This is a genomic window from Vibrio salilacus (assembly GCF_002811245.1).
Taxonomy (GTDB): Bacteria; Pseudomonadota; Gammaproteobacteria; order Enterobacterales; family Vibrionaceae; genus Vibrio; species Vibrio salilacus.
The window spans coordinates 39,812-65,509 of record NZ_NIVQ01000002.1 but is presented as its reverse complement, the minus strand read 5'-3'; the positions used below and the strand labels follow the sequence as shown (position 1 = coordinate 65,509).

Genomic DNA, 25,698 nt, shown 5'->3' with positions numbered 1-25,698 from the left:
GCCTCCCTAAGCGTGCTCTTTTTTGAAAAGCTCTCTAAAGACAGGAAAAATATCCTCAACCGCGCGGATGTTTTTCATCGCGAAGTTTGGGAAATCCCCTTCGAGTTTCTCGTACTCGTGCCATAAGGTTTGATGCGAACGGCGAGTGATTTCTATGTAAGAGTAGTATTGGCAGTTTGGCAGTAGATGTTTGGTCAGAAGCTCGCGACAACGAGGCGAATCATCGGCCCAGTTGTCTCCATCGGAAGCCTGCGCAGCGTATATATTCCATTCACCGGTTGGGTAACGTTTGGCAATGATGTCGTTCATTAATTTCAGTGCACTGGATACGATGGTGCCGCCAGTTTCTTGCGAATAGAAGAACTCGTGTTCATCGACCTCTTTGGCTTGGGTATGGTGACGGATAAACACCACATCAACGTTTTCATAAGTACGAGTCAGGAATAAATACAACAACACATAAAAACGTTTTGCAATATCTTTGGTGGCTTGATCCATTGACCCTGACACATCCATCAGGCAGAACATCACAGCTTGGCTAGATGGGATAGGGCGGCGCTGATAATTCTTAAAGCGCAGATCGAAGGTATCAATGAAAGGCACAGTCTGAATTTTATGACGCAGTACCTTTATCTCTTCTTGTATTCGCTGTTCTTCAAGAAGCTGAGCTGGCTCAGACATCTTAACGCGATCCAACTCTTGCTCTAGCTCGTGTAGCATACGCTTTTTGCCCGCTGTCATTGCGGTACGTCGGGCAAGTGATTGCTGTAATGATTTCACGATCGCAATATTGGCGGGAACCCCTGCCGTTTGATAACCAGCGCGATGGGTTTTCCATTCAGTAATTTTGCTGACTTGATTCTTCTCTAAATTAGGTAGCTCTAGATCTTCGAACAGAATATCAAGGTACTCATCTTTAGATATTTGGAACACAAATTCGTCTTGGCCTTCACCATCTTGGCTCGCTTCACCTTCACCAGAACCTCCACCTTGACCGCCGCCCTTAGGACGTTCGATTTTGTCGCCAGTACTAAATTGGTCATTACCTGGGTGGACACGTTCTTTCAGGCCGCCTTTGCCTTGATGAAAGACGGGCTCATTAATGTCTTTGTGAGGAATTGAGACATCTTCGCCTGTCTCAGTATTTGTGATAGAACGTCGATTCACCGCGTCAGCTACCGATTCTTTGATCTTTTCTTTGTGGCGGCGTAAAAAGCGCTGGCGGTTTACAGCACTCTTATTTTTGCCGTTCAGTCGTCGGTCAATAAATTGCGCCATGAGTTACCCCTTATCTCGCACACGCCTTAATCTAAAGGCAGCCATAATTACTTCTTCCCATCCACCTATGTTTTGTTAGGTGGATGGGCATGGGCTAAAACATTGCTATTACGATGATTTACGTACGCGAAGATACCATTCAGAGAGCAGGCGAACTTGCTTCTCTGTGTAGCCTTTTTCCATCATACGTGCGACAAAGTCATCGTGTTTTTTCTGATCTTCAGACGATGTTTTAGCGTTAAACGAGATGACAGGAAGTAACTCTTCTGTGTTGGAGAACATTTTCTTCTCAATCACAGTGCGCAGTTTCTCGTAACTGGTCCAAAGTGGATTGGTACCATTGTTATTGGCTCGTGCGCGGAGAACGAAGTTAACAATTTCGTTACGGAAGTCTTTCGGGTTACTGATGCCGGCGGTTTTCTCGATTTTTTCTAGCTCATTGTTCAATGCTGAACGGTCGAATAGTTGACCCGTTTCAGGATCACGGTACTCTTGGTCTTGAATCCAGAAATCAGCGTATGTCACATATCGGTCGAAGATGTTTTGGCCATATTCTGAGTAGGATTCTAAGTAAGCGGTTTGAATTTCTTTGCCAATAAACTCGACATAGCGAGGTACTAGATAACCTTTCAAGAACTCAAGGTATCGTTCTGAGGTTTCCTGTGGAAATTGCTCGCGTTCGATCTGTTGTTCAATGACATAGAATAGGTGAACAGGGTTGGCGGCAACTTCGGTTTGGTCGAAGTTGAATACGCGTGACAGAATTTTAAAGGCGAAGCGGGTTGATAGCCCAGACATCCCTTCATCAACACCCGCAAAGTCACGGTACTCTTGGTAGCTTTTTGCTTTCGGGTCGGTGTCTTTCAATGTTTCACCATCATAAACGCGCATTTTCGAGAAAATGGACGAATTTTCAGGATCTTTTAGACGCGACAGAATACTAAACTGCGATAATAGCTCAAGTGTACTTGGTGAGCATGGGGCTTTTGACAATTCGGAATGGTCGAGCAGTTTTTGGTAAATTTTAACTTCTTCGGAGACGCGAAGACAGTAAGGAACCTTGACGATATAGACCCGGTCAAGGAAGGCTTCATTGTTTTTGTTATTACGGAACGTTTGCCATTCCGATTCATTCGAGTGGGCGAGAATCATGCCGTCAAATGGCAGTGCTGACAGACCTTCAGTACCGTTATAGTTGCCTTCTTGAGTCGCTGTTAATAATGGGTGTAGAACTTTAATTGGCGCTTTGAACATCTCGACAAATTCCATCAAGCCTTGGTTGGCTCGACATAAAGCGCCTGAATAGCTGTAGGCATCAGGATCATTTTGTGAAAAATGCTCAAGCTGTCGGATGTCAACTTTACCGACCAACGATGAGATATCTTGGTTATTTTCATCGCCGGGTTCGGTTTTGGCTATCGCGAGTTGATCAAGTATTGACGGTTTAACTTTGACCACTTTAAATTTTGAAATATCACCACCAAATTCATGTAATCGTTTTGCAGCCCACGGTGACATAATGGAGCGTAAATAGCGCTTATCAATGCCGTACTCTTTTTTAAGTAAGTCGCCGTCTTCACTGACGTCAAATAGGCAAAATGGGTGGTCATTAACTGGGCTGCGTTCGCCGTTGGCTGACAAAACGTAAATCGGAACTTGTTGCATTAACGCTTTGAGTTTTTCCGCGAGCGACGATTTACCGCCGCCGACAGGGCCGAGTAAATAAAGAATTTGTTTGCGCTCTTCTAAGCCTTGGGCTGCATGCTTTAGATAAGACACGATTTGCTCAATCGCTTCTTCCATACCATAGAAGTCTTTGAACGTTTGGTAGCGAGATATGACTCGGTTGGAGAAAATACGGCTCAAGAGTGGGTCTTGTGCTGTATCGATGAGCTCTGGCTCTCCAATCGCCATCAGCAATCGTTCTGCTGCGTTAGCGTAGGCACTCTTATTGTCTTTGCAAAGAGCTAGAAAATCTGGCAGCGATAATTCCTCGTCCTTGGAGGCTTCGTAGCGCGCTTGGAAATGGTCGAAAATACTCATAATGAATTCCCCTCTGAACTTGTCGAACTGACAATTAACCCGCATAGAAAAGCAAATCCTTTCTCATTTAATCCTAGTTGGTTTTTAGAATTATGCTTAAAAAATATGTGTTTAATTGCAATTTGTGATTGAGAGCGAGTTGTACGATCACAACGATTTTTGTTCTTAGTCGTTAGCTATTTTAGCTGATCAATCGTTGTGCTTATAACCATGGTCACTTAGGTTATGCTCATTTTGTCTTGGTCACGGCTTTATACGTGACAACACGGCAATTAGATTCAGTTGAAGACAGAAGGCGTATGGCCAATGTAAAACCTTATGATTATGGAGTTGCCCAAAAATGCTTTTAACTTCTATATTTAAACACTGAATCGTCAAGTTTCGAGCTGGATCATGATTTATTTTTAATCGCGAAATATAATGTCGCCGATTAATAATTGATCACATAAATAAAACAAAGTGAACTGAGTATGTTGAAAAAACTATCGCTAAAAAATAAGCTCGCTATTTCTGCGAGTCTTGCCATAGTCGTTGGGGGACTATTGGTAAAAGGGCTGTCTTTTCAGGCGGCGCTAGAACGTTTGGATGTGGAGGTGCAACAACGCTTGCAAAGTACCACTTCATCCTATAACCAGTATGTATCAGACTGGATCGTATCTAAAGAACGTTCTTTGACTTCCCTTTCACAAGATTCAAAGAAAGAGGCCATTGTTACTCACCTGCAGCAAGTCAAAAACTCTGCAGGCTTTGACAATGTGTTTCTTGCCTATCCAGATGGTAGCCAAGATAACGCCAACGGTGTTGTATTACCGCCAGGCAATGATGACCCAAGAAAGTGGGGCTGGTACACCAATGCCGTTAAGCAGCCAAGTAAAGTCTTTATGGACAATCCAACGGTTGCGGCTGCGACAGGCGCGAATGTGGTTTCACTTGGCAAAGCGCTCAACTTACACGGGCAGCAAGTTGTGCTGGGCGCTGATGTAGAAATTACTGACATTGTTAGCGGAATCGAAAAAGTTATATTACCAGGCGATGGCTATATGTTTATCGCTAACCAACAAGGCAATATCTATGTTCATCAGAATACCAAGCTGCTGAATCAACCTATAAGTGAGTTGGGTTTAACGGTTTCAACAATCAAGCAAGCGGCTTCAAGTGGCGAAGATATCTATATTGATGTGTTAGGGCATGAATCGGTTGTTTATGCTGAAAACATAGGTGATACAGGTTTAATAACGGTTGTGGTTGTTGATTATCAATCGTTGGTCTCGCCGATACTAAGCGCCGTTTGGGGGCAGCTCTTGGTGACGGGCGTCGTCGTGATCATCTGTATTGTGTTGTTCAATCTGCTTTGTAACATCTTATTCCGCCCGTTAAATAACGTTTCATTAGCGCTTGAGCAGATCGCGAATGGTAGTGGTGACTTAACCCAACGTATTGAGGTTGAATCGAACGATGAAGTGGGAAAACTGGCCCATAATTTTAATACATTTGTTGATAGTTTACAGCAACTGATAGGCCATGTGCGTGAGCAATCTTATCAGCTCAACCAACAGTCTGAGCTGAGTACTAGCCGCGCACAAGGTGCCGTGGATGAAATCAATCACCAGCAACAAGAAATCACCATGGTCGCAACGGCCGTTACTGAACTTGCCAGTGCGACCCAAGAGATCGCTTCCCATGCCGAGCGTACCGCGCAAGCGGCGCACGACTCAACGTCAAGTACTGATAACGGCCGCGCATTGGTTGAGCAAACGAAAGGGTCGATAAATAAATTAGCCAGTGAGCTTCAAAGCGCGAGTGACGTTGTCGGTGAGCTTGAGCGACATGGTCAAGAGATTTCGAGTGTACTTTCAACGATTCAGGGGATTGCTGAGCAAACCAATTTACTGGCGCTCAACGCTGCCATTGAAGCGGCGCGTGCAGGTGAGCAAGGTCGAGGCTTTGCGGTTGTGGCGGATGAAGTGCGAGTGCTATCGCAACGAACACACTCATCGACGGAAGAGATCAACAAAACCATTGCAGTACTGCAAGATACCACTGCACGTGCAGTTTCTATTATGAGTAATAGTGCAGAACTGGCGAATCATTCCGTGACTGATGCGGATAGCGCAGCCAGTGCATTGGCTGAAATTAGTTCGGCGGTGATTTTGATTAGTGATATGGCGACGCAAATTGCAACCGCGGCAGAAGAGCAAACTCATGTGACGAGCGAAATTACCCAGAACATTACGTCGATTAAAGATGTTGCCGACCAATTGGTCGTTGGTGCCAATGAAAGTTCTGAAGGGGCTCACCAAGTTAAGAGTCAAGCGGAGGCATTAAGTGCCAAAGTGGCGACGTTTAAGCTCTCTTGAAGCTAACGCCTCGGTTGATATTGAGGGGGATAGATTAATATTGAAGGCTATATAAACAACGGGGCCCAAAAGGCCCCGTTCTGTTATCGCTCTAGATTAAGCGTTAAAGATTTGCTTTAGCTCATTAGCACACAAATGGTATTGTCTTGGGCAATTGCGCCATGTTGACAGCATACGTCGATATTTGTCTAACATTGGCATTTGTGCGTTAAAGTGATGTTCACCTTTGCTAAATTGTGGATATAGGCCTTCTGAATCGATCAGGAAACGGACATAATTGACAAGTTGAGCCTCAGAGGCAATATCAAAACCGAGGAAAGACAGGCGACGTTGGTCTACTTCTTTTTGCTCATGATCAGCGAGCATTTTGGTGGACTCTTGCATCGCATGATACATTTCCATGATGTCGATTACTTCACGACATTCAGCTTCAATTAAACAGCCAAAGTCTTTATTGAATTCGCTCATTTGTAGTTCATAGCCACGTTCAACAATAGTCTGTAAACGCTGGTATTTTGCCGCGTTCTCTGGGTCCATTTGTGACATTAAGTAATACTGATTAGATAAAATCAGACGTTGAGCGTTAGTCATTTCCATAGTGGCCTCACTAATACAATCTAATACATTTTTAATGTGCTTAGGTTATCGTTTCTTTGCGTATTGAAACATGATCTCAACACCTATTTAAGATGAAAAGCACACCAAGATAGCACGTTTTTTCAGTCGTCTTTATGAGAGTGATTATAGATGTAATCGCGATCAGAAAAGACACGAAGTAGTTCGGGTTTGAACACGGTCAGCATTGCTATCGCCATGCCATTGAGTAGTCCCTCTGGAAAAGCGAGTAGGGGGGTGAACAGTAGATAATTGTCAAAAATGGTTGACCAATCAAGATCAGTGGCCAGAAGGTAATAGCCTGAATTGATCAGTAGATGTAAGGTCCCCGTCAGCGCTCCATTAAGAAACCCCGCGACAAAAATAAACACAAAGATGTTTCGTGGTAAGTAGTGGTAGCTAAGCAGAAAAATGCTGTAGCTAATAGCAATGGGGAACAGGGCTGAAAAAACCAAAAACTGGGGAATAGCAGTCAATGCTAGTGAACCAAATAGGGTCATCAACAGCACAATGGCAATAGACAAAGCAAACGCACAGCGCCATCCGTACATCAAGGTTAGTGCCGTTAAGCCGAGAAAATGTATCGAGAGATTTTCTTTAACGCCGGCCTCAGCTGACCACAGCACCGCAAAAATAAAAATGGTGGCAAAGGTAATGTGCTGAAAAGGGCGTTCTGTTTTCAGCTTAGTCAGTAGAACTTGAGTGAGGTCGCGCCACGAAAGTACAACCGCAAGCAACACCACGATGAAGCAAAATAAACCATTAAGACTCACACATACCTCAAAAAAAATACCAACACGACGTTGGTATTTTTTACGACTTTGTTACCTTTGGGTATCAGTATTTTACATTAGAGTGATATTGATCGAGTATTGACACAATATGGTCCATCGACTCTTTTGATGGTGGGTTGACACCCTCTAGTGGATATTCGACACCGAGCGCTTCCCATTTATGCGCGCCAAGCTTGTGGTATGGTAAAAGCTCAACCTTCTCAATATTGTCCATATCCTTGATAAAATCACCCAGCATGTGCACAGCTTCATCATCATCGGTATACCCAGGCACAACGACGTAACGGATCCATGTTTTTTGGTCTATCTTATGTAGATAATGGGCAAAATCGAGCGTTCTTTTGTTTGATACGCCGATGAAATCATGGTGTATCTCATCGTTCATATGTTTGAGATCTAGCATCACGAGATCGGTTGCAGCGAGTACTTCATCAACAACGTCAGTGTGTTTACGAATATAGCCATTGGTATCAAGACAAGTGTGGATACCTTCGGCTTGTGCGGCACGGAAAAAATCACGCACAAACTCAGGTTGTAACATCGCTTCACCGCCGGAACAGGTGATGCCGCCACCAGAGGCCTTCATAAAGTGACGGTAAGACTTAGCTTCGCGAATGATCTCTTCAACGGTCACTTCTTTGCCACTATGAGTATCCCAAGTATCTCGATTGTGGCAATACATACAACGCATTAGACAGCCTTGCATAAACACAATAAAGCGAATTCCAGGTCCGTCTACCGTTCCGCATGACTCAAAAGAATGAATTCGTCCAGTTGTTGACATGTGCTCATCTCGTCTTAGTTATTTGTCCGTTATTTTATTACAAAAGGTAGGGATAAAATAGGCTTTCTCGGCTTCGTCACAAAGAAAACATGAATTGGGGAAAAGTAAGTTTATTTGCTAAAATTATGTTATAAAAATTTAATAATAATATAAATAACGATAGAGAATGACGTTCGTCGCCTGACAAGGTGTTAAACATCTGATCGTTGCTGAAGGACTTTTAATATGGATATGCTTGCACTTTCGCAAAAACAAAAGGTGACTCTGTTTTTGCTTGTATTAACGATAGGATTTGCTTCACTCGCCTTTTTTACTTCTGATCGATTGTCTCAAATGAAAAGTCACTACCACAGTAGTGCTGAGATAGCCTCAGGCACTTTGTCTATATATCAAACGCAAAGCCATATCTTGGCCTTGGGAGGGGAACTAGACAGCATGACTGGAGCTAAGGTTCCAGCGACGTTGGCCCGTATTGATGACATCGTCGTATCGATCGGTAAAGATTCACAGTTTTTGATCCAAGTAGGGTTAGTCTCTCAAGCTGAGCAACTTACGCAAAGTGTGCTTGACTTCAAAGATGCGGTATCACCTTGGCTATCGATGAAGCAAGAGCTCGGTTTTAATATTGACGAAGGGAAACTTGGTCAAATGAAGCAATTGGCCGCGACGATTGAACAAAAAATTGCTGAAACAGGCATGGTGACACTTAATTCAGACTTCCAAGCCATGGTTAAGGCTCAGCAGAACTACTTATTGCAGCCTACAGAAGAGAACTTAAAGTTGTTTAATCGAGCAATGGGGACGTTTGAAAGTATGTCAAACGTTTACGCGATGCTTGATCTTTATGAACAAGAGATTGAACAGTATAAACAAACCTTTGTCGGTGTCAGTGAGTTATCAAAGCAGTTAAACGCTATCGAACTTCAAGTGAACTCTACCAAAGTTAACATGACGCAACTGATTGGTTCGATTACTTCGGATCTAAGCCGGATCAGTGCTCGCTATCAAAATGTGGCGGAAAGTACCTCTGCGCAAACCTTGTGGTCAATTCTGGCCGCCTGCGTAATTTTGGCCGTGTTTACTATTACTATTTCAGCGTTACAGAGTGGGTCTTTATCTCGCTCGTTAAATCGCACCAAAGAGGTTTTGTACAGTTTGTCTACTGGCGATCTTTCTCAGCGTATGGTTCAGAGCCAAAATCCCAATGATGAGTTCAACCAGTTAGCTACGAGCATTAATCAAGGATGTGAAAATCTCGGCGAGTTGGTTTCTGGTGTGCAAAATAGCAGTTTAGCTTTGTCAAGTAATGCGGCAGAGCTCAATCAAGGCCTAGATAGACTCGCTCATAACCAATCGGAAGTATTGGGACAAACTCAACGGCTAGCCTCTGCGACAGAAGAAATCAGCGTCACTACGCAAGAGGTTTCCCATTCGCTTGAATGTGTTGCACAGATCAGCCGTTCGTCAACTCATGCGGCAGAAGAAGGGTCTAAAGTGATTGGTTCCGCTATTAGTTCTTTAGAGGAGGTAGGCTCTATCATGACCTCAGCCGCTGGGCACATTAATCAGTTAGAAGAAGCCTCATCTAAAGTCGATTCGGTGATGGTTATTATCAATGGTATTGCTGAACAAACAAACTTACTGGCGTTAAATGCGGCAATAGAAGCGGCGCGTGCAGGAGAGCAAGGACGAGGCTTTGCTGTAGTTGCCGATGAAGTACGTAGTTTGGCGGTGAGAACGGTCGACGCGGTGTCGGAAATCTCAGAGACGATCGATACGATGAAAAAAGAGAGCGCCGAAGTGATTCAGTATATCGGTCAATCAGAGTCTTCGATGAAGACAGGGCGTGAACGTGGTCAACAAGCCATGGATGCGCTAAAACTCATTACAGAAAAAGCCGATGAAGCGTCTCATCAAACGGAAGTTATTTTCACCTCGATTAAAGAGCTCGCCACGACCAGTCAGTCGATGGCAGATAACATGACACAGATCTCCTCGGCAATGAAAGAACTTGAAGAAAATAATGAACAGTTGCGAAATGTCAGTGAGATGGTAGAGAAGCGGTCTGACAGCCTCAACCAAGACTGTCAAAAGTTCACCATCTAGGCAAGTTTAGAAGAAAGCATAAAGAGCCAATGCGCCGGTACCGTATATCGATTGTGGCGCTTCTTCGTAATCAGGTGTTTTGGCTGTCGCAGAAAGTGTGGCGCCAAAGCTTTGGTTATACCAAGCAAAACCCGCAACGGCACTCGCTTGAGTCTTGTCTAAGTCCACATTGTAGATACTTGAGTCTTCGCTCTGGCTGATGGCGTATTTCTTGACACCTGAACGTTCACCTTCGATGGTGATATCATTGAAGCGATAACGAGCCTCAATACCGGTAAAGACAAACCACCCGCCTTGAGAGCCTGCTAACATGCTGGCTCTAAAAGGGTTTTCATTATCAATATTTGCAGCGCCCATGCTGCCACCTAAATCAGCCCCCCAACGGAACATGAGTCCAGTTGAAACATCAGTGCGGAAATTACCAGCGTTAACCTCAGAAATATTGGATATTTCCCAATCGGTATTGCCAATTGAGCGCTGACGCCACAAATTGAAGTGGTTTAAGTAGCCGATACTTGCGACGAACTTATCGTCAATTTGGTATGCCCAGCCTTGTGGTTCATCTGAACCAGTAATTCCGTGTACGATATCTTGAGCTTGGTCTGCTAAGGAGCTTTCGCCTGTCGTGCCTAGCGTCAGATTAAACCGCTGTGCTTGCTGTGGATTGAGGCTGATATAGTTGAATTCTGTATGCAAGAACCCAGCATATGGTCGGTCGTTAGCCAGTGGCGCCGTTGCTTCGATATCGGATGGTGTGTACATCTTGTGGCCAAGAACAAATTCAAATTTATCCAACGATGCAGCCCCCCAGAAAGAGAGACTGAGCGGTTCAAATAATGGATATGGAGTGATAGAGCCAGTTGCGTAGCTTAAAAATAATCCACTGGTGTAATCTTGATCGACGCCAAATATGCCATCGTTATCGATAGAAAAAGAAACGGTCGACTTGTCAGACGCAACACTTGCAGCGGAGGCAAGTAATAGCGGCAAAATATAGATGTGGTTCGACTTCATAATACTACGCTTAACTCAATTAGATAGTTGATAATACAAGATTAATTGAATGAGATGGTAGCGAGTTATCTAGCAGTGAAGGGGATTTGTGCAGTAAGTCGACTAAATTAGGTCGGTTGCCAGGTAAAAATAACAAAGCCCCGCTGTGAGCGGGGCTTTGTCAATCATTTAAACCGAGATTATAGAGACTCAGTAAATGTACGTGCGATTACATCAGCTTGTTGCTCTGCAGTTAGAGAGTTGAAGCGAACAGCGTAACCTGAAACACGGATTGTTAACTGAGGGTATTTCTCAGGGTGTTGAACAGCGTCTTCTAGAGTGTCACGGTTAAGAACGTTAACGTTAAGGTGTTGACCACCTTCGATGCCAGCTTCGTGGTGGAAGTAACCATCCATTAGACCTGCAAGGTTAGCACGTTGTGAGCCTTCATCTTTACCTAAAGCATTAGGTACGATAGAGAAGGTGTAAGAAATACCATCTTGTGCATCAGCGAACGGTAGTTTAGCTACTGAAGTTAGTGACGCTACCGCGCCTTTTTCATCACGACCGTGCATTGGGTTTGCACCAGGCGCGAAAGGAGCACCAGCACGACGACCATCTGGCGTGTTACCCGTTTTCTTGCCGTATACCACGTTCGAAGTGATAGTCAGGATAGACTGAGTAGGGATAGCGTCACGGTACATTTTAAGCTTACGGATTTTACCCATGAACGTAGAAACAAGTTCACATGCGATATCATCAACACGAGCGTCATTGTTACCAAATTTAGGGTAATCGCCTTCGATAACGAAATCAGTTGCAATACCGTCTTCATCACGAACAGGTTTAACCGTTGCATATTTGATTGCAGACAGTGAGTCAGCAGCAACAGAAAGGCCTGCAATACCACAAGCCATTGTACGACGAACATCACGATCGTGCAGAGCCATTAGAGACGCTTCGTAGCTGTACTTGTCGTGCATGTAGTGGATGCTGTTCAATGCAGTCACGTATTGCTTAGCTAGCCAATCCATGAATGTATCTAGACGAGCCATTACGTCTTCGTAGTTTAGAACTTCGTCAGTGACCTTGTCGCCAACAGGGCCAACTTGCATCTTAAGCTTCTCATCAATGCCACCGTTGATTGCGTAAAGCATTGTCTTAGCAAGGTTCGCACGAGCGCCAAAGAACTGCATTTGCTTACCAACAATCATTGGAGATACACAACATGCGATTGCGTAGTCATCAGATTGTAGATCAGGACGCATTAGGTCGTCATTTTCGTACTGGATAGAAGAAGTATCGATAGACACTTTCGCACAGAACTTCTTGAAGCCTTCAGGAAGCTGCTCAGACCAAAGGACGGTAATGTTTGGCTCTGGAGAAGGTCCCATAGTGTATAGGCTGTTTAGGAAACGGAAGTTAGTACGTGATACTAATGTACGACCGTCAACACCCATACCACCCATTGACTCTGTTGCCCAAATTGGGTCGCCAGAGAAAAGCTCGTCATATTCAGGAGTTCGTAGGAAACGAACCATGCGTAGCTTCATGACGAAATGGTCAATCATTTCTTGAGCTTCAACTTCGGTGATCTTGCCTGCAGCGATATCACGTTCGATGAAGATATCTAAGAACGTAGAAGTACGACCTAGAGACATAGCGGCGCCATTTTGTGACTTAACAGCAGCAAGGTAGCCAAAGTAAGTCCATTGGATCGCTTCTTGAGCAGTTTGAGCTGGCTCAGAGATGTCAAAACCGTATTTAGCGGCCATTTGTTTGATTTGACCAAGTGCACGATGTTGCTCTGCAATTTCTTCGCGAAGTTGCATCGTTGCTGTTAGGTCTTCACCATTTTCGAAACGTTCTTGAAGAGAAGTGAACTGAGCCAGCTTGTCCTTCATTAGGTAATCAATACCGTACAGTGCAACACGACGGTAATCACCGATAATACGGCCACGGCCATATGCATCAGGAAGACCAGTTAGAACACCAGATTTACGACATTTCAAGATATCAGGCGTGTAGATATCGAATACGCCAGCGTTATGAGTTTTACGATATTCAGTGTAAATTTTAGAGATGCTTGGATCGAGTTCACGGTTGTATGCTTTACATGAACCTTCAACCATACGGATACCACCATTAGGGATGATAGCGCGCTTAAGTGGTTTCTCAGTTTGAAGACCGACGATGGCTTCTAGATCTTTCTCAATGTAGCCTGCATCGTGAGCAGTGATGGTAGAGATAACATCAGTATCAAAATCTACAGGTGCTTTAGTCGCGTTTTCCTGTTTAATACCTTCCATTACCTTAGCCCAAAGCACGTTAGTTGCTTCAGTGCCTTCAGAAACTAGGAAAGATTCATCGCCTTCATACGGCGTATAGTTCTTTTGAATGAAATCACGAACGTTTACTTCGTTTTGCCAATCACCTTCAGCAAAACCTTCCCAAGCTTTAGCAAATTGCTCTGCCATGACATACCTACCTTTTTAGTAGAAAAAACACGTACCTAATCAAACCGTTGAGTTAGTTAGACCCTCGAAAATTGAGGCGGTACACTCTTATGAATAACAATATGTATAGTCTTTAATTTCGATTATCGATAGTGAGAACAAACTATAAATATTGCGACTGTATTTATTATCTTAGATAACAGAGTAAGCTAAAAAAATTTTATAAACCTTAAACTAAATCAATAAATACGCTTTTTGCTAAAAATTTTTGAAATAAATTCCTTGATACTAAAAAAAAGTTGAGGATCAAAACGATCCTCAACTTTTTGGAGTGACTTATAGGAAGGCTGGAATACCGTATTGACCTCCTAGCATACCCACCGCAAGCATTGCAACTAGACAGATAACAAATACACCGACTGGAATAATGATTTTATCTGTGAAAGATAGGCGAGAAGCGCGCTCTTTGTCACCAATTAGACCATTGTTGTCTAGGAACATAGTAAGCGCCCATGCAAGTACAGGGTTAGCTACAACGGATGCAAAGATACAAATACCGGCGGCCTGTGAATCTCTTGTTTCTCTAACCATTTGCATACCAGCTTCAAGCAGCGGCAAAAAGACACCGACCAGAAGAGCGATACGCATTACAGGAGGCCACACCGCTACATCCATTGGGAAGCCCAAAATAGCCACGATAATACACAGTGAACCAAGTAAAATCGCGCCCGCAGGGATAGGTCGTTTCGCGATCGCTGCAGGGATCATGTACGTCCCCCAAGAAGAAGTGATGTTACCACCACCTACAGCAGTACCGACCATTTGGCGAATAGAACACATGGTCATGGTGTCATCGACATCCATTAGAACTTTTTCAGTCTTACGTGGGTAGTTCAGCTCTTGGAAAATACGGTGACCAAGGAAGTCTGGAGACCACATTGCAACTGCCAGAATAGCAAATGGTAAAGAGGCAATAAAGTGCTGCAGATTTGGAAGACCAAGCATCCAGCCTTGCTCTGTGCTACCCCACCAATAAACAGGATTAAGATTTGGAAGCCCCATTTCGGTTTCAAAGCTGAGATCAAAACCAGCACCTAGGCCAAGTGCAAGAATAAGACCCGTGATCGCACACACAGGAATCGCCAGCCAACGCTTATTCACTTTGGCTAAGTAAGCATATACGGCGATGTTGATGCCTAATACCACGAGGCCAACATAGCCCATACTACCCGCGGCAACTTCGCCTGACTGCAAGCCTACTGCCCAATCTTGAATGGAACCAATCTGGCTCATCGTCCCAGTAAAACCTAAGAAGATCAATAAGCCGCCAGCGGTACCTTGAGACGTAAGATTGACGAGTTTGGAACCACCTTTGAAATAGCTTAACAACAAACCAAACACACCGAGCAAAATGGCTAGAGCTAAAGGGTGGGCGCCTGCAAGTGCGATAGAGCCGATAAGCGGAATCATTGGACCGTGGTTACCAGCAAGGTTTGCTCGCGGGTTAATAAATCCTGAAGCAAGGATACAGAATAGCAATGCTGGAATTAGCATTTCTACTCGTGCGACTTCGATAGCGAATTCTTTGCCTAAGTTAACGTGGTCCCATGCTGCAGTGAGCCCATCTGCCCAAGACATCATGACCGCCGAGTACATGGCGATAATACCAATGGTCCCCGCCAGTGCTGGCACGAGATCTTCAAGCTCAAAACGGAAATCACGACCTGGCAGGTTCAATCCAAAGCGACGTGGCTTCATGATTTGTAGTTCGTGGTCTAGATAGTCTGAACGGTTTACAAACTCAGAAGCTGGGCGGTGAAGCTCTTGATAGCTCTTGTTTTCGATATCCGAATCAGAATGCGGTTGTTTTACTGCGTCTGACATAGATTCCTCATATTCAAAAATGTTAATAATTCATCAAAGAACGACCCGATTGTTATTGTGTGCCGGTCATTCAGTAAAAAACTGGTCCTAGTATCGCTTCCTGCTGTTGACTCTTGGTCTGCCCTGATTTGCCTTACCTTGCCCTTTTGTAGCTCAATGTCTATGTGCTAAAGCATAGAGGATTGAAAGACAAAAAAAGAGGCTATTGAGGCTTTTATCTCTTGACCGAGTTTAACGTGCTAACCCTAAGGAGTGATTGATTTAGATCACTTTACGAAAGGTTGTGAAAGAAAACTACACAACAATCTATTTACAGGTTAATCAAGGCGATATCCGGTGAAACAAATTTTCAAATTGTATATCAAATTAGCGATATTCAATGTGTTACCTCGGTGATTGTTAGGTAGTGACTTCCTTGATTGAGTGAGATCTTGTTTTTACAAAAATGTTAACAAAGAGATTGAGGGTGTAATTTGCCATTAAGAAGGCTTTATGCGAAATGTGGAGCCTTTTTGACTGTTTAATGCATTATTACTCATATTAATTGGCTATATATTGCTGATTTCTAGGTTAATAATTTGTTGCATGTTAGGCGGTGGAGTGCTAATTTGTATCGCAATGTGGGTGGAACCCAACAGAAACCAATCGGTATATGCGAGTGATTGGGCATAATAAAGACAGGGAGTAATAGCGCATGAAAGATGTACCAGCGCTGGACATAAAAGAACTGCATAAAACATTTGGACAAAATGAAGTTTTAAAGGGCATCTCCTTAGAAGCCCATAAAGGGGACGTAATCTCCATTATCGGTTCATCCGGTTCTGGTAAAAGCACTTTTCTAAGATGTATTAATCTACTCGAAACGCCAACCGCTGGAGAAATTTGGGTCGATGGTGAATTGATTCAAATGAAAAACAATCGCCAAGGTGAAGCCATTCCTGCCAATGAAAAGCAAGTTCAACGCATCCGTTCGCGTTTGGCGATGGTATTCCAAGGTTTTAATCTTTGGTCGCACATGACGGTGCTAGAAAACGTCATCGAAGCACCAGTGCACGTTCTTGGTGTGCCTAAAGCCCAAGCTATAGAAAACGCCGAAGTATTGCTGAAAAAAGTCGGCTTGTATGAGCGTAAAGACTACTACCCAGGCCACCTTTCCGGCGGGCAACAGCAGCGCGCTGCTATCGCTCGTGCACTTGCCGTCGACCCTGAAGTGATGTTATTTGATGAGCCAACCTCTGCCCTTGACCCCGAACTCGTGGGTGAGGTGTTAGGCGTTATGCGCGATCTGGCTGAAGAAGGGCGTACCATGCTTGTGGTTACCCATGAAATGGCGTTTGCTCGTGACGTCTCAAACCATGTGATGTTTTTGCATCAAGGATTAGTCGAAGAGCAAGGAGATCCTGCGAAACTATTTACCAACCCTGATTCAGAGCGCTTGCAACAGTTTATCTCTTCGATTTATTAATCGCCGCAGTGCGGCAAACACAACAACTAAGCTAAAATAAAAAATCCCAATCACAGGAGTATGGAAATGAAAAAGTGGTTATTAGCAGCAACTTTAGCGGCAACAGCGGTATCAGGTGTCGCTCAAGCGAAAGAATGGAAAACAGTTCGCTTTGGTATTGAAGGTGCATATCCTCCATTTAGCTGGACAGAGGCCGACGGCTCTTTGAAAGGTTTCGATGTTGATATGGCGAACGCACTGTGTCAGGAAATGAAAGTGGAATGTAAGATCGTCCCACAAGACTGGGATGGCATTATCCCTTCACTTCTTGCGCGCAAATATGATGCGATCATCGCAGCAATGTCGATTACTGAAGAGCGTAAGAAGAAAGTCGACTTTACTGGTAAGTATGCGCAGATTCCTAACAAGTTCATCGCTAAAAAAGGCGCAGGTCTTGATTTTGATAACCTAGACGGTCAAAAGATTGCAGTTCAACGTGCCACTACGCACGACAAATATCTGACTGACAACTACGGCGACAAAGTAGAAATCGTTCGTTACGGCTCTTTTGATGAAGCGTATCTAGACCTTGCAAACGGCCGAGTTGTCGCTGTTTTGGGTGATGCTTCTGCGTTAGAAGAAGGCGTACTCAATAAAGACGGCGGTGAAGGTTATGAGTTTGTTGGCCCATCATTGACAGATCCTAAATGGTTTGGTGAAGGCATGGGTATTGCCCTTCGTAAGCAAGACAAAGATCTGACTAAAAAGTTAGATGCTGCAATCGGATCTCTACGTGAGAAAGGGGTTTACCAAGAAATCGCAGCGAAATACTTTAAATACGACGTTTACGGTCAGTAAGCGTTGCTAAGCGGTCGTTGGCTTTTGTTCCGAGGAGTAGTAGTCAACGACCGATTTATAAAGTTTAGGGATCAGGAACTTACCTATGCTGGATCTACAAGGATATGAAGCCTCAATTTTAAAAGGGGCCGTAGTCACCATTGAAGTCGCGTTATTATCATTAATACTCGCGATGATTTTAGGCATGCTTGGTGCGTTAGCCAAGATGGCTCCGTATCGCTGGGCCAGAGCTATAGCGACACTCTATACCACAGTAATTCGCGGTATTCCCGATTTAGTTCTTATGATGCTGATTTTCTTCGGCGGACAAATCCTGCTTAACAATAGTTTATATGCAATTAATGAAACTCTGAATGAGTGGTTTGCATCTAGCGATCCTAGCCATGAATGGACGGCATATTTACCTGATTACATCGATGTGAGCCCATTTATTGCCGGTGTTCTCACCATAGGTTTTATCTTTGGTGCCTATATGGCAGAAACCTTCCGTGGTGCAATTATGGCAGTGGATAAAGGTGAACTCGAAGCCGCCAAAGCATATGGCATGAGCTCGGTATTGGCGTTTAGACGTATTTTGTTACCGCAAATGGTTCGCCACGCATTGCCTGGTTTTGGTAACAACTGGCTTGTTTTGCTCAAGACAACAGCGCTTGTCTCCATCATCGGTCTTGAAGATATGGTACGGGTGAGTTCCCTTGCTGCAGGTTCAACCAAGATGCCGTTTACCTTCTACATGGCCGTTGCGATTATTTTTCTGTTCTTTACCAGTGTTTCAACTGGCTTTTTGAAGATCATCGAACGCAAATTCAGTATTCACGCGAGGTAAAAGGATGGACTTTTCGTTAATTGTTGAAAGTTTACCAATCTATTTAGAGGGTCTTTGGACCACCGTTTGGCTCGTGTCACTGGCACTGGTGATTGGTCTTTTTGTTGCGATTCCTTTGGGTGTGGCCCGTAACAGTGATAACTATCTGCTTAATGGGCCTAGCTGGGCGTTTATATACTTTTTCCGCGGCACGCCACTTTTAGTCCAGCTTTATTTGATCTATTACGGTATGGACCAGTTTATTGCGGTCAAAGGTACCTTGTGGGAGCATGCTTGGTTCTGTGCCTTAGTGGCTTTTGTGCTTAATACTTCCGCTTATACCGCAGAGATTATTCGTGGTGCGATCAACGGTTTACCAAAAGGTGAAGTGGAAGCTGCCAAAGCTTATGGCATGAGTGCGTTTATGACGTACCGTCGTGTTATTTTACCAAGTGCGTTACGTCGCGCATTACCTGCTTACAGTAATGAGGTGATTTTCATGCTGCATGGTAGTGCGGTTGCTGGGATTGTGACCATTGCCGATCTAACGGGTGCCGCACGTCTGGTCAATTCACGCTACTACGCACCGTTTGAATCCTTCTTAACGGCAGGCCTGTTCTACATGGGACTGACATTTATTATTCTGATGTGTTTTAAAGCAGCAGAAAAACGTTTCCTAGCCTATTTAAGACCATTAAGTTAAGTCATCGAAATACAAAAAAGGCTTCCTGCGGGAAGCCTTTTTACTTTTCTAAATTGAGAATACTCAATATCAGCTTAAGATAATCAGTATCGTACCGGCTAAGGTCATCAGTATATTGGCGATGGCGTAGGTGCCGGCATAACCAAGCGCCGGAATGGTTGATTTCGCATAGTCATTGACGATATCCATCGCAGGCGCACAAGTCCGTGCGCCGATGATGGCGCCAAACAACAGTGCGCGGTTCATTTTTAATAGGTATGCGCCAACTAGGTAAGCGACGACGACTGGCACCACACTGACTAAAAACGCCAAACCAATGACCTGTGGGCCAACTTGTGACAGGTGGTCAAACATTTTTCCACCCGCACTTAAGCCGATTCCGACCATAAAGAACATCAAGCCAAGATCTTTGACCATGTTCAGCGCTCCCTGGGGAACATAGCCAAATGTAGGATGGTTGGCGCGTAAAAAGCCCAGTGTGATTCCAGATAGGAGTAGACCGACAGCGTTACCTAAACCGAAGGATACTTGACCAAATGTCATGGTAATTAAACCAAACAGCACGCCGAGGATGAAAAAACTACAGAAGGCCAGCAAATCCGCCATTTGGCTGTGAATTGAGATAAAACCGATCTTCTCAGCAAGACCATGAACTCGACTCTTTTCGCCACTAACTTGCAGTACATCCCCTTTAGCCAACACGATATCTAGGTCCATCGGCATTTCAATTTGTGCGCGAACAACACGGTTAAGGAAACAGCCATATTCTGATAAGTTGAGATCAGAGAGACGCTTTCCAGCAATCGCGTCACTTTTTACCACGATCTCTTCTTCTGCGATACGTAGGTCAAGTAAGTTTCGGTCAAACACTTCTTTACCATTACGAAAGCTTGGGTCTAGGCGAGCGTGACTATCAGGAAAGCCAACAAGGGCAATTTCATCGCCTTCTTGTAATATTGCGTCACCATCCGGGTGGGCTAAAATGCCGTTGCGGCGGATACGTTCGATGTAACAACCGGTCTGACGATAGATGCCGAGCTCACGTAGGTTTTTGCCATCTGTCCAGTTAATTAGCTCTTGTCCGACGCGATAAGCACGAATGATAGGGAGGTAAACTTTGCGTTGCCCTGAGCTGCCAAGTCCACGTTCTTTAGCTATTTGTTGCGCAGAATCTGACAAATTTTGTTTTTGTAGTTTAGGCAGCAGCTTCGCAAACATAATCATACTGATAAGGCCAATCAGATAGGCCATTGCATAGCCGACCGAAAGGTTTTCAATTACCTGCTCAAATACCATATCACGTGGAATTGTGGCCAAACCCGAGTTCAGTGCATCTTGAGCCCCCACCAATACTGGCGTTGAGGTGAGTGCACCGGCCATCATTCCAGCCGAAAGACCAAAATCGAGCCCAAGATAATGGGATGAAAAGTAGGTGATTGACAAGGCCGTAACGAGTACCACCAGACTTAAAATAAAGTAGTGTTTTCCATCTCGGAAAAAGATACCAAAGAAGTTTGGCCCCGCTTCAATGCCTACACAGTAGATAAATAGCATGAAACCAATAGTGAGAGCGTCCGCATTAAAGGTGAAGCCAAGGTGGCCCATAATTAATGAGGTAATGAGGACTCCAATTGAGTTACCTAACTGTAGGTTACCAAAACGAATCTTGCCGATCGCTAAACCAATAGCAAGCACGACAAAAATGAGCAAAATGGGGTTTTGTTCTAGCAAAAGTACTACGTCAATATTCACGGGCGATTCTTGTATTGCGGCCGAGGGTGGTTGTATACGCAAATTGTATCTGAATATGACTAAAAAATAAGTGAAATATTTTATATTTTACTATTAGTTTACACAGGGTGCCGTTAACCGTTGACTATTCTATTCGTTTTATAAGGTTTCAGCGTTGTAAGTGGTAACCAATCAAGCGAGAATTGAACGAGCCACGGTCATGGGGAAATAGCTCTGGATAATCCAGGTTGGGGCAGAGTATTTGCAAAATATGGTCATCGATCCGTTCGTTTATTAGGCGCAACGCCTATAAACCGACTTGAGAAAAGCTGAAATCACATTGAAACTTTGATTGATGATTGATGATTGATGATTGAATGACGTGCGTTACGACTTTATTATCTCCGAAGGATATTACTTGTGCGCTTGGTTTGACTTACTTTCCGATATCGCGGCACAACAAAAAAGCCGCGGTAATCGCGGCTTTCAGTGAGCAGTCTGGTTTTATTCGTCGAATAGACCAAGGTGTTCTTTTGCGTATGCTTCGAACTCGTCGCAGCCACCGATATGATCTTGATCGATGAAGATTTGAGGGACGGTTTCTACAGGTTTGCCGACAGTTTTCTCAAGATCTGCTTTAGAAATTCCTTCCGCATGAATATCTACATAACGGTAGTTGAAATCATCGCGTTTTGCTTTTAGTGTTTCTGCGTGCTCTTTTGCACGAACACAGAAAGGACAAGCTGGGCGACCAAAGATAACTACGAACATATTGTTTTTCTCCTGTATTTTGTTAACTGCAACTATGCCCGAATCATAAACGGAAATAAAGTGTCAATTGTCTGTTAGTGTTATAGGTGAAATCTATCGACTAAAAATTGATTGTTGATCTCAGGTTAACTTTTGGTACCGATACACAAACATCAGGGCTGCCTCAGTTGCTGCTCGAAGCGATAGATATCCTCAATCGTTATGGAAAATTGGCTCAGATTCTCACTGGCCGCGTTCATGCACACTGAGAAGACGGAGTCTTGTGGGTTAATATGATGATCGATAAGCTGCCACTGCTTAATAGCTTTGGAGTATGCAGTACATCGTTTGAGGCTGTCGCCCAAGATGCATTGAAATTGGTCGCAATAAAATAAAAGGCAACCCAATACCACTGACTATCCAACGTGTGATGTATATATTCGATCAGGTTTGTCAATATGACGGGGAGTGCCCGCCAAGTGAGCAACTCGAATCAAGCGCCAAGGCCGCTATTATTCACCAAGTCTATCGTCAGGATAAAGAGCGGCTACAAAATTGTGAATAAAAAAGGAGCACTTATGTGCTCCTTAATCATTTATAGCTGTGAAAGTTTATCGTAGCGGGAATCTTTCAATACATCTTTTACACGCTTTAAGTTCTCACGAAATCCAGAACCACGACGAAGCGTAAAACCTGTTGCGAGGACATCTATGACTGTCATTTGAACGACGCGACTTGCCATCGGCATGTATACATCGGTATCTTCTGGCACATCGAGCGATATAGATAACGAGCTTGCTTTATCAAGAGGTGAGTCTTTAGCGGTAATTGCAATCACCGTTGCGCCGTTTTCACGCGCGAGATTAGCAATTTCCACTTGGCTCTTAGTCCGACCAGTATGTGAAATCAGGACGATAACATCGTTATCAGTACAGTTAATGCAGCTCATGCGTTGCATTACGATATCTTCAAAACAGGTAATCGGAATGTTAAAGCGAATAAATTTGTTTTGTGCATCTTTCGCAACCGCTGACGACGCTCCTAGGCCAAAAAAAGAAATTCGTTTGGCTTGAGTTAACAGATCAACAGCACGATTAACTTGCATCGGGTCAAGGCTATTTTTAGCCACATCGAGGCATGCCATGGTCGACTCGAAGATCTTGTGTGTGTATGCGTCAGGGCCATCATCTTCTTCAACGTTACGATTTACATATGGCGTTCCGTTGGCAAGACTTTGTGCTAAGTGCAGCTTGAAATCCGGGAAGCCTTTAGTATCTAAGCGGCGGCAAAAACGATTAACAGTAGGCTCACTTACATCAGCCATTTTGGCGAGCGTAGCAATACTAGAATGGATAGCAGTCTGCGGTGAAGCCATGATCACTTCGGCAACTTTTCGCTCTGACTTACTAAAGTTTTCTAGGTTTTTTTGAATTTTTTCTAATGTGTTCATAGTGTTCACGAGGGTATAGAGAACAACTCACTGGATATACCCAAAATGAAGAAGGGTAATAAACTGTTTCCGAAAGGGTAAGTACAATCCAGCGCCATGCGACCAGTATAAACCTAAGCAAAAGATTTACGACAACTTTTCTGTTAAGCAATTAGTCATTCTATGACAAGCCTCAAACAAAATTTTGTTTAAACTACAGAATTGATTTCTAAAGTTGGATAAATTTTTGTTTTGAGGCTTAAGTTGATAGACAAATTACAATATTTCAGAAATAAAGTTTCAGGCTGAATTGTCAGCGTTGAATACTTGTTCCATTGTGTGATTGATTTGCGCCATCAGGGTTGGTGCTTGCTGAGCAATTTCACGTTGCTGTTGTAAAATATGACTTAGAAGATCGCAGCTCGTCAATGGATTGGCAAGAACCACACGGAATACAATAGTGTTCAAATGATCCCATTTAGCAGGGTTGAGACGCGTTCTCGATACAAACGATTTTCCGGTTTCTCGTTGGCGCTTTTGAATAAATTTGGTTAGTTCATTGAGCAGTTCATTGAGTGTTTCTCGATGCTCACCTTGGGCTTTTTCCAATGCAATTAGCACTCGCTGAGGAACGTAGCGGTAAGTGAGCAGGCATAACTCTGGCTGCGAGACTAACTCGAAGTCGTCTTGCTGGCCAATTAAGTTGGCAAAATAGTTGGCTTTGTCGATGCTCTGATCGATAAGAAGCTCATAACCAGGGCGACTAATGATATGCATTGCAGCATAGACTAACATCGCCATGCCAGAGCGTGAGCCCTCTAGGGTATGACTACCAAGATCTTTAGACCCTTTACGTAAGATATATTGGGCATGGTGTTCAATGGATTTCATCGCGTCAGGCTGTTTGAACAATACCATTCCAGCGCCCATTGGGATGTAGAGCTGTTTATGGGCATCAATCGTGACGGAATCAGCCAACTCAATGCCCGCTAATAAATGACGGTAATTGTTCGACATCAGTGTTGCACCTCCCCAAGCAGCATCGACATGGAAATGGCAATTTTCTTGCTGACAAACTTTGGCAATGGCTTGGAGAGGATCGATGTTACCAGTTTCAGTGGTTCCTGCCACACCGATGACTGCAAAAGGTTTGATGTTGTTAGCTTTTAACTCGGAGATACGCTGAGCAAGTGCTTTTGGGCAGATACGGTTGTGGTTATCGGTTTTGACGGCAACTAAGCCTTCTTGACCTATACCAAGAACGTCTGCCGCTTTTTTAAGCGAGTAGTGACCACGTTCGGAGACTAAGACAGCAAGACCTTCATAGCCATAATGCTTCATGGCTTTGAATAGACCTTCTTTTTCTACCCCTTGGAAGTCACCTTGTGCTTTTAACGCATTATTACGCGCAACCCATAGAGCGGTAATATTAGCAATGGTCCCGCCTGAGCAAAATGCACCTAAAGAGTGATTGGCGCTGTGCATCCACTGGGCGTAAAAACTATCGTCTCGACCGTAAATAAGACGATGGAGCATACCGAGCACTTGACGCTCTAGTGGCGTAAAGGCTTTTGATGTTTCAATCTTCACCAAGTTTTGATTGAGCGCGATCATGATTTTGGACAATGGCATTAAGAAATACGGCAGCGCTGACGTCATGTGGCCGATAAAGCTTGGGGCAGAAGTATGAACGGATTGCGAGACCAGTGTGTCTAGCAAGTGTTGGGTATGATCCGAGACAAATTCTGGTCTTTCAGGGATAGTAGCGTTGGAAAAATCTTTTTCGATATCTCGAAGCGGTTTCTCTTCGGCAACAATATGATCACGCAAAAACTCATTTAAGTTACGTGATAGCTTTTCTTCAATCTGGGTTAGCGTTGAGTCCGGCCCTTCAGGTACTGTGAATATGCGCAATAAGCTCTCAAAATTCACATCAGCCGTTTTATGTTCCGTTATCATACAGCGACTTTGCTCTAATCATCTTTCTTGCAAGCGGGACAATCTAAACGAAAACGGGAACAATGTCCCGTCTTAATTGACGAATCTTAATATTTTCTAGTGACAAATAATAGCGGGAAAATAAAGTTTTCTATTGGCAATTGATCATTTCAAGTTGTTGAATTGACTTGTTATATCGTTTTAATGCCGCGTCTATTTTTGTTGGATGACTAAGTAAATCTACAAACGCAGAGCGCAGTTCGTAGTTTTTCTCGTGCGGTTGAGACTGACGGTCGCTAAAGGTTATCTGAGCCAACTTGCCTAACTCATCGCTGCGTGATGAAAGTACTTTTATGTCTTTTTGTTCTAATTGTAACCAAGCTTCGACAGGCTGATTGGTCGCCACTTTAGTTGGATCTTGTTTAAGATAGTAATGTACAGCAGCTCGATTAAGCTCAAAGTGATGCTGACGACCTTGAAGGAACCATTCGCTGACTTCACTCAGATCTGGATGCTGTTGTGCTGTCAACTGAGACAAGTCTTCATACCAGTGGAGCGAAGCATCGATATAGGCATCGTACTTTTGCGACAAACATTCGTTGTTAGTGGCAGAGGCAGTAAAAGCAGCGGCGCCAAGCAGCAGGGCAACAAGAGTACGTTTCATAGTGATTCCTTTTGAAGATAATTATTATAAATGTGCTTTTATTGTTTTAGTGTTGACTAAAATTAG

Annotated in this window: 19 protein-coding genes and 1 pseudogene; 7 read left to right on the top strand and 13 right to left on the bottom strand. The window is 43.9% G+C overall.

From position 1 onward, the window contains the following. Positions 1 to 6: 6 nt before the first annotated feature. Together CDZ87_RS01725 and CDZ87_RS01720 are read right to left on the bottom strand one after the other, a co-directional pair. Positions 7 to 1,278 carry a YeaH/YhbH family protein gene (locus tag CDZ87_RS01725; RefSeq protein ID WP_100751901.1) on the bottom strand — a complete coding sequence of 424 codons (1,272 nt, stop codon included), beginning with the start codon at positions 1,276 to 1,278 and terminating at the stop codon, positions 7 to 9. A 108-nt stretch (positions 1,279 to 1,386) separates the two neighbouring features. Then, positions 1,387 to 3,321 (bottom strand): PrkA family serine protein kinase, encoded by a 1,935-nt coding sequence (locus CDZ87_RS01720; RefSeq protein ID WP_100751900.1) that lies wholly within the window; start codon positions 3,319 to 3,321, stop codon positions 1,387 to 1,389. A 470-nt stretch (positions 3,322 to 3,791) separates the two neighbouring features. Between CDZ87_RS01720 and CDZ87_RS01715 the strand changes: the two genes are divergently transcribed. Further along, complete coding sequence (locus tag CDZ87_RS01715; protein WP_100751899.1) at positions 3,792 to 5,678, top strand: methyl-accepting chemotaxis protein; 1,887 nt, start codon at positions 3,792 to 3,794, stop codon at positions 5,676 to 5,678. A gap of 96 nt (positions 5,679 to 5,774) precedes the next feature. Here CDZ87_RS01715 and CDZ87_RS01710 read toward each other — a convergent pair whose 3' ends face one another. The 3 genes from CDZ87_RS01710 to pflA all read right to left on the bottom strand — a co-directional run bounded on the left by CDZ87_RS01710 (position 5,775) and on the right by pflA (position 7,871). Further along, positions 5,775 to 6,275 (bottom strand): YfbU family protein, encoded by a 501-nt coding sequence (locus CDZ87_RS01710; protein ID WP_100751898.1) that lies wholly within the window; start codon positions 6,273 to 6,275, stop codon positions 5,775 to 5,777. A 122-nt stretch (positions 6,276 to 6,397) separates the two neighbouring features. Then, positions 6,398 to 7,066, bottom strand: a complete 669-nt coding sequence (locus CDZ87_RS01705) for an energy-coupling factor ABC transporter permease (RefSeq protein WP_100751897.1) — start codon at positions 7,064 to 7,066, stop codon at positions 6,398 to 6,400. A 64-nt stretch (positions 7,067 to 7,130) separates the two neighbouring features. Then, complete coding sequence (gene pflA, locus CDZ87_RS01700; protein WP_100751896.1) at positions 7,131 to 7,871, bottom strand: pyruvate formate lyase 1-activating protein; 741 nt, start codon at positions 7,869 to 7,871, stop codon at positions 7,131 to 7,133. Between the two features lie 225 nt (positions 7,872 to 8,096). Between pflA and CDZ87_RS01695 the strand changes: the two genes are divergently transcribed. Beyond that, the gene (locus CDZ87_RS01695; RefSeq protein WP_100751895.1) at positions 8,097 to 9,977 is read left to right on the top strand and encodes a methyl-accepting chemotaxis protein; all 1,881 of its coding nucleotides are present in this window, start codon (positions 8,097 to 8,099) and stop codon (positions 9,975 to 9,977) included. A gap of 6 nt (positions 9,978 to 9,983) precedes the next feature. Here the strand turns inward: CDZ87_RS01695 and CDZ87_RS01690 are convergent, their stop codons facing one another. The 3 genes from CDZ87_RS01690 to CDZ87_RS01680 all read right to left on the bottom strand — a co-directional run bounded on the left by CDZ87_RS01690 (position 9,984) and on the right by CDZ87_RS01680 (position 15,310). Then, entirely contained in the window at positions 9,984 to 10,991 is a 1,008-nt protein-coding gene (locus CDZ87_RS01690; protein ID WP_100751894.1) for a lipid A deacylase LpxR family protein, read from the bottom strand. 179 nt (positions 10,992 to 11,170) lie between these two features. After that, positions 11,171 to 13,447, bottom strand: coding sequence for a formate C-acetyltransferase (pflB, locus tag CDZ87_RS01685; RefSeq protein WP_100751893.1), 2,277 nt, complete (start codon positions 13,445 to 13,447; stop codon positions 11,171 to 11,173). Between the two features lie 315 nt (positions 13,448 to 13,762). Continuing rightward, positions 13,763 to 15,310 (bottom strand): DUF3360 family protein, encoded by a 1,548-nt coding sequence (locus tag CDZ87_RS01680; protein WP_100751892.1) that lies wholly within the window; start codon positions 15,308 to 15,310, stop codon positions 13,763 to 13,765. Positions 15,311 to 16,004: 694 nt separating this feature from the next. Here CDZ87_RS01680 and CDZ87_RS01675 point away from each other — a divergent pair. From CDZ87_RS01675 to CDZ87_RS01660, 4 genes are all read left to right on the top strand, one after another. Then, positions 16,005 to 16,775, top strand: coding sequence for an ABC transporter ATP-binding protein (locus tag CDZ87_RS01675; protein WP_100751891.1), 771 nt, complete (start codon positions 16,005 to 16,007; stop codon positions 16,773 to 16,775). A 66-nt stretch (positions 16,776 to 16,841) separates the two neighbouring features. Beyond that, positions 16,842 to 17,612 carry an ABC transporter substrate-binding protein gene (locus CDZ87_RS01670; protein WP_172953540.1) on the top strand — a complete coding sequence of 257 codons (771 nt, stop codon included), beginning with the start codon at positions 16,842 to 16,844 and terminating at the stop codon, positions 17,610 to 17,612. An 85-nt stretch (positions 17,613 to 17,697) separates the two neighbouring features. Beyond that, entirely contained in the window at positions 17,698 to 18,438 is a 741-nt protein-coding gene (locus CDZ87_RS01665) for an ABC transporter permease (protein ID WP_100751889.1), read from the top strand. Positions 18,439 to 18,442: 4 nt separating this feature from the next. After that, positions 18,443 to 19,120, top strand: a complete 678-nt coding sequence (locus CDZ87_RS01660; RefSeq protein WP_038172683.1) for an ABC transporter permease — start codon at positions 18,443 to 18,445, stop codon at positions 19,118 to 19,120. A 69-nt stretch (positions 19,121 to 19,189) separates the two neighbouring features. On the opposite strand, the gene CDZ87_RS01655 is transcribed toward CDZ87_RS01660, so the two are convergent. Together CDZ87_RS01655 and CDZ87_RS01650 are read right to left on the bottom strand one after the other, a co-directional pair. After that, positions 19,190 to 20,872 carry an aspartate:alanine antiporter gene (locus CDZ87_RS01655; RefSeq protein WP_100751888.1) on the bottom strand — a complete coding sequence of 561 codons (1,683 nt, stop codon included), beginning with the start codon at positions 20,870 to 20,872 and terminating at the stop codon, positions 19,190 to 19,192. Between the two features lie 483 nt (positions 20,873 to 21,355). Further along, complete coding sequence (locus tag CDZ87_RS01650) at positions 21,356 to 21,622, bottom strand: GrxA family glutaredoxin (protein WP_009841803.1); 267 nt, start codon at positions 21,620 to 21,622, stop codon at positions 21,356 to 21,358. A gap of 185 nt (positions 21,623 to 21,807) precedes the next feature. On the opposite strand from CDZ87_RS01650, the pseudogene CDZ87_RS17285 reads away from it, so the two are divergent. Next, positions 21,808 to 22,166: pseudogene (locus tag CDZ87_RS17285) on the top strand (iron-containing alcohol dehydrogenase); the annotation flags it as partial. Positions 22,167 to 22,196: 30 nt separating this feature from the next. On the opposite strand, the gene CDZ87_RS01645 reads toward CDZ87_RS17285, so the two are convergent. From CDZ87_RS01645 to CDZ87_RS01635, 3 genes are all read right to left on the bottom strand, one after another. Beyond that, a complete protein-coding gene (locus tag CDZ87_RS01645) occupies positions 22,197 to 23,051 on the bottom strand; it encodes a MurR/RpiR family transcriptional regulator (RefSeq protein ID WP_038172669.1) in 855 nt (284 codons plus the stop codon). A 279-nt stretch (positions 23,052 to 23,330) separates the two neighbouring features. Beyond that, the gene (panP, locus tag CDZ87_RS01640) at positions 23,331 to 24,989 is read right to left on the bottom strand and encodes a pyridoxal-dependent aspartate 1-decarboxylase PanP (protein WP_100751887.1); all 1,659 of its coding nucleotides are present in this window, start codon (positions 24,987 to 24,989) and stop codon (positions 23,331 to 23,333) included. A 130-nt stretch (positions 24,990 to 25,119) separates the two neighbouring features. Then, positions 25,120 to 25,632, bottom strand: a complete 513-nt coding sequence (locus CDZ87_RS01635) for a hypothetical protein (protein WP_100751886.1) — start codon at positions 25,630 to 25,632, stop codon at positions 25,120 to 25,122. Positions 25,633 to 25,698: the final 66 nt, after the last annotated feature.

Bases quoted from the DNA above. Each gene is read 5' to 3' on its own strand.
- CDZ87_RS01725 (WP_100751901.1), bottom strand. From the start codon at position 1,278: ATGGCGCAATTTATTGACCGACGACTGAACGGCAAAAATAAGAGTGCT.
- CDZ87_RS01720 (WP_100751900.1), bottom strand. From the start codon at position 3,321: ATGAGTATTTTCGACCATTTCCAAGCGCGCTACGAAGCCTCCAAGGAC.
- CDZ87_RS01715 (WP_100751899.1), top strand. From the start codon at position 3,792: ATGTTGAAAAAACTATCGCTAAAAAATAAGCTCGCTATTTCTGCGAGT.
- CDZ87_RS01710 (WP_100751898.1), bottom strand. From the start codon at position 6,275: ATGGAAATGACTAACGCTCAACGTCTGATTTTATCTAATCAGTATTAC.
- pflA (WP_100751896.1), bottom strand. From the start codon at position 7,871: ATGTCAACAACTGGACGAATTCATTCTTTTGAGTCATGCGGAACGGTA.
- CDZ87_RS01695 (WP_100751895.1), top strand. From the start codon at position 8,097: ATGGATATGCTTGCACTTTCGCAAAAACAAAAGGTGACTCTGTTTTTG.
- CDZ87_RS01690 (WP_100751894.1), bottom strand. From the start codon at position 10,991: ATGAAGTCGAACCACATCTATATTTTGCCGCTATTACTTGCCTCCGCT.
- pflB (WP_100751893.1), bottom strand. From the start codon at position 13,447: ATGGCAGAGCAATTTGCTAAAGCTTGGGAAGGTTTTGCTGAAGGTGAT.
- CDZ87_RS01680 (WP_100751892.1), bottom strand. From the start codon at position 15,310: ATGTCAGACGCAGTAAAACAACCGCATTCTGATTCGGATATCGAAAAC.
- CDZ87_RS01675 (WP_100751891.1), top strand. From the start codon at position 16,005: ATGAAAGATGTACCAGCGCTGGACATAAAAGAACTGCATAAAACATTT.
- CDZ87_RS01670 (WP_172953540.1), top strand. From the start codon at position 16,842: ATGAAAAAGTGGTTATTAGCAGCAACTTTAGCGGCAACAGCGGTATCA.
- CDZ87_RS01665 (WP_100751889.1), top strand. From the start codon at position 17,698: ATGCTGGATCTACAAGGATATGAAGCCTCAATTTTAAAAGGGGCCGTA.
- CDZ87_RS01660 (WP_038172683.1), top strand. From the start codon at position 18,443: ATGGACTTTTCGTTAATTGTTGAAAGTTTACCAATCTATTTAGAGGGT.
- CDZ87_RS01650 (WP_009841803.1), bottom strand. From the start codon at position 21,622: ATGTTCGTAGTTATCTTTGGTCGCCCAGCTTGTCCTTTCTGTGTTCGT.
- CDZ87_RS01645 (WP_038172669.1), bottom strand. From the start codon at position 23,051: ATGAACACATTAGAAAAAATTCAAAAAAACCTAGAAAACTTTAGTAAG.
- panP (WP_100751887.1), bottom strand. From the start codon at position 24,989: ATGATAACGGAACATAAAACGGCTGATGTGAATTTTGAGAGCTTATTG.
- CDZ87_RS01635 (WP_100751886.1), bottom strand. From the start codon at position 25,632: ATGAAACGTACTCTTGTTGCCCTGCTGCTTGGCGCCGCTGCTTTTACT.